Annotated in this window: 4 protein-coding genes; all 4 read left to right on the plus strand. The window is 40.3% G+C overall.

Features of this window, described 5'->3' with window-relative positions; genetic code table 11:
* Positions 1 to 640 (plus strand): hypothetical protein (locus ACYU87_RS27470; protein WP_461137206.1); only part of this gene is annotated, 640 nt, incomplete at its 5' end.
* A 7-nt stretch (positions 641 to 647) separates the two neighbouring features.
* The gene (locus tag ACYU87_RS27475) at positions 648 to 968 is read left to right on the plus strand and encodes a hypothetical protein (protein WP_461137207.1); all 321 of its coding nucleotides are present in this window, start codon (positions 648 to 650) and stop codon (positions 966 to 968) included.
* Positions 969 to 1,537: 569 nt separating this feature from the next.
* Entirely contained in the window at positions 1,538 to 2,068 is a 531-nt protein-coding gene (locus ACYU87_RS27480) for a replication/maintenance protein RepL (RefSeq protein ID WP_461137208.1), read from the plus strand.
* A 406-nt stretch (positions 2,069 to 2,474) separates the two neighbouring features.
* The coding region (locus ACYU87_RS27485; protein WP_461137209.1) for a hypothetical protein at positions 2,475 to 2,819 on the plus strand (345 nt) is incomplete at its 3' end.

Raw genomic sequence — 2,819 nt, forward strand, 5'->3', positions numbered from 1 at the left:
ATTCGATGAAGTGTATGTCTTTACCGGAAGAAAGATAGGGGCTGACGAGTCTAACGACCTGCGTGAGGAAAGAAAAGACCATTTAAACCCACCTAACACGACTTATAACGATAGTACAGCTTCATTAAGGGAGAAATTATATGAACGAGAAAAACAGATCAATGAGCTGAAAAAGGACAAAAAGTTTCTTCAGAACGTGATCAAATCAATGCAACCCCTAGACAATAGTAGGAACCTAGAAAACGTAATTCGCGAGTTCAATGATGAGTTGATTACTAGACTCGTGTACGCTCATAGACCGGAAAAGTATGATCCTATAGTTACACTCAAAGTAATAGAAAGTTCAATAGCCATTATTGACGATTTTAGAACTAAACTCCGTCCACTCGCTAGCCAAATGGACAGTGATGACTACTCATTGATTATGATGTTGACCAAGCCGGACTCACCGCTTTATGAATTGGCTGAGTACGACTTCGACGAAAAGAAGTTCGTATTAGACAAAACTGGTGAACGTGACTCTACAGACGATGGAGAAGAAGATCCTACTACAGAAAGCCAACAGGAAGCCGAGAGTGTAATCGAAGAGGCAAAATCAAGCTTACTAGAACTTTACAAAGTGTTTAACGACCTAATTTAAATACCTCATGGAAATCCCAAAATATGATAAGCACGATCTTGAAGCCGTACCTATGACTGGTGAATATGCACTCACAGAGTTTGACCAGTACATTCAGGAATTAAAGTCGTCGGATATGTTGAGCAATTCAGCTGCAATTGGTGTGGTCAGTCGAGTTGCTGATCAGGGAACGGCTACTTTATCCGATGCGCAATTGAAAGTGCTTGAGTTAACAGCTAAACAGTTTCCGGTTGAACACTGCATTCGCTGTAGTGAAGTGATCGTTGTAAAGGCAGGGGAAGAACCTGGTTTTTGTGAGAGCTGCCGAGACTTTATTAAAGCCCAGTAATTACTGACTTACCGTAAAGTGATTTCTTTTTAGAAATCAGCAAGAGGGAACGGGGCTACGCCACCGTTACTCTTGCCCTACGGGGCTTTCCAGTGCGTAGGAGCACTTTTTATTCTACTAAAATAATTACTCTATAATTACTCTTGCTGTTAGTGACTGATTACTAGCAGCAAAAGTAATTACTTTCATAGTTATTCTTATTGCGTAGCCAGCCATGTTTCTCACCTTAAAAACTTCCCTACGGTCCGTTTTTCTCGGTTCGCAACGGCTGTCTTTTCCTCCGATTGTCGGAAAAGTAGGTTAGGGAATTCTGGTAAAAAGGGAATAATACCCACGTCCAATTGTAGTAGAATATAATAGATAAAAAACACTCTACAAATAACTGATAGTTAATCAACTAACTCTAAATACTGTCATGGCATAGCAGTATGACTGTCATGGCATAGCAGTATGACCGTCATCTCATAGCAGTATGACTGTCATCTAAATCGCATGACTACTTGCTAATGTTAACAAAAAATGTGTATTTGGAATCGCGTTAGTGTTTACACTCAAATTGGATGAGCCTTATGCAAAGCAATACTGGCAGAATTGTATACCAAAAGGATACAGTTGATTTATTAACGGGGGAGGTTGTAAAGACAGATCGGGAAATTAGAGTACCTAAAGAGCCTGACTTTATTAAGCTCTATCTGGATGATCTGGTAATGTTAAAGGACATTCCGCAGTGGGTCAGTGGTGTACTTTACGCCTTACTGAAACGCATGAACTACCAAAATGAGATTGTACTCAATGCTACCATTAAAAAGCGTATAGCGGCTGATATAGGTATCACCACAAGAACCATTGACAACGCTCTGGTAACCTTCGTAAAGAAAAATATCCTTTTTCGTGTAGGTGTAGGCGTATATCAAGCTAATCCCTATTTATTTGGAAAGGGAGAATGGACTAATATTCGTAAAATCAGATTACAAGTAGAGTACGGCCAAAATGGCAATCGAGAAATTGTAGCCGAACTGTCTAAATCTGAAGAAGATACTCATCAACCCAGCATAGAGGAGATTCTAGAAGAACTTCATGCTGTAGAAAATATTAGCTGAAACGGAAGTCGGCTCTGCTGAGGAGCAACCGACCAGGGATAAGCTGATCCACGTACTAACCGTACGGGTGCCCCGTCTTGATAGCTCTAAGCCAGGCGGGGCTTTTTCGTGTCCTACGGCCACGAGGTTTTTTTCAGGCATGGGCCACACCTAACTGTACATATTGCTGACGCATAAGTAGGTGACGAAGGGGAAAAAAAGAATGTACAGTTAGGTGTGGCCCATGCCTGAAAAAAACCTTGGGGTTTGGGGTGAAACCCCAAGTATAACTACTGCGTCGCAGACTCCTATTCATGCCACATTACTCAATTTTAATGATTAAATAAAAAAAGTTTGCTTTTCATTTAAAATTTACATAATTTTGTAATGAACAGTAATTTACATATCTTTAATCATTAAATAGTTTATGGAAACATCAGGAGGTAAAAAGGGAGTAAGTCCAGAAGCACAGGCACTTACAAGAAAATTTCGTGATCGGTTTGTAGAGTTTGTCAAAAGGGAGGGTTTATCAGAAGTATCAAAACGCACAGGCTGTAACTACCAAGCTTTACGCAACAGTGTTGTTGAAGGTTATAATCCATCTCCAGACACTGTATTTCAGGTCAAATTAGGATATGGAGAAGAATTCGATGAAGTGTATGTCTTTACCGGAAGAAAGATAGGGGCTGACGAGTCTAACGACCTGCGTGAGGAAAGAAAAGACCATTTAAACCCACCTAACACGACTTATAACGATAGTACAGCTTCATTA

Source organism: Spirosoma lituiforme, assembly GCF_054776635.1.

Coding starts and splice junctions, on each gene's coding strand:
- ACYU87_RS27480 (WP_461137208.1), top strand. CDS start 1,538: ATGCAAAGCAATACTGGCAGAATTGTATACCAAAAGGATACAGTTGAT.
- ACYU87_RS27475 (WP_461137207.1), top strand. CDS start 648: ATGGAAATCCCAAAATATGATAAGCACGATCTTGAAGCCGTACCTATG.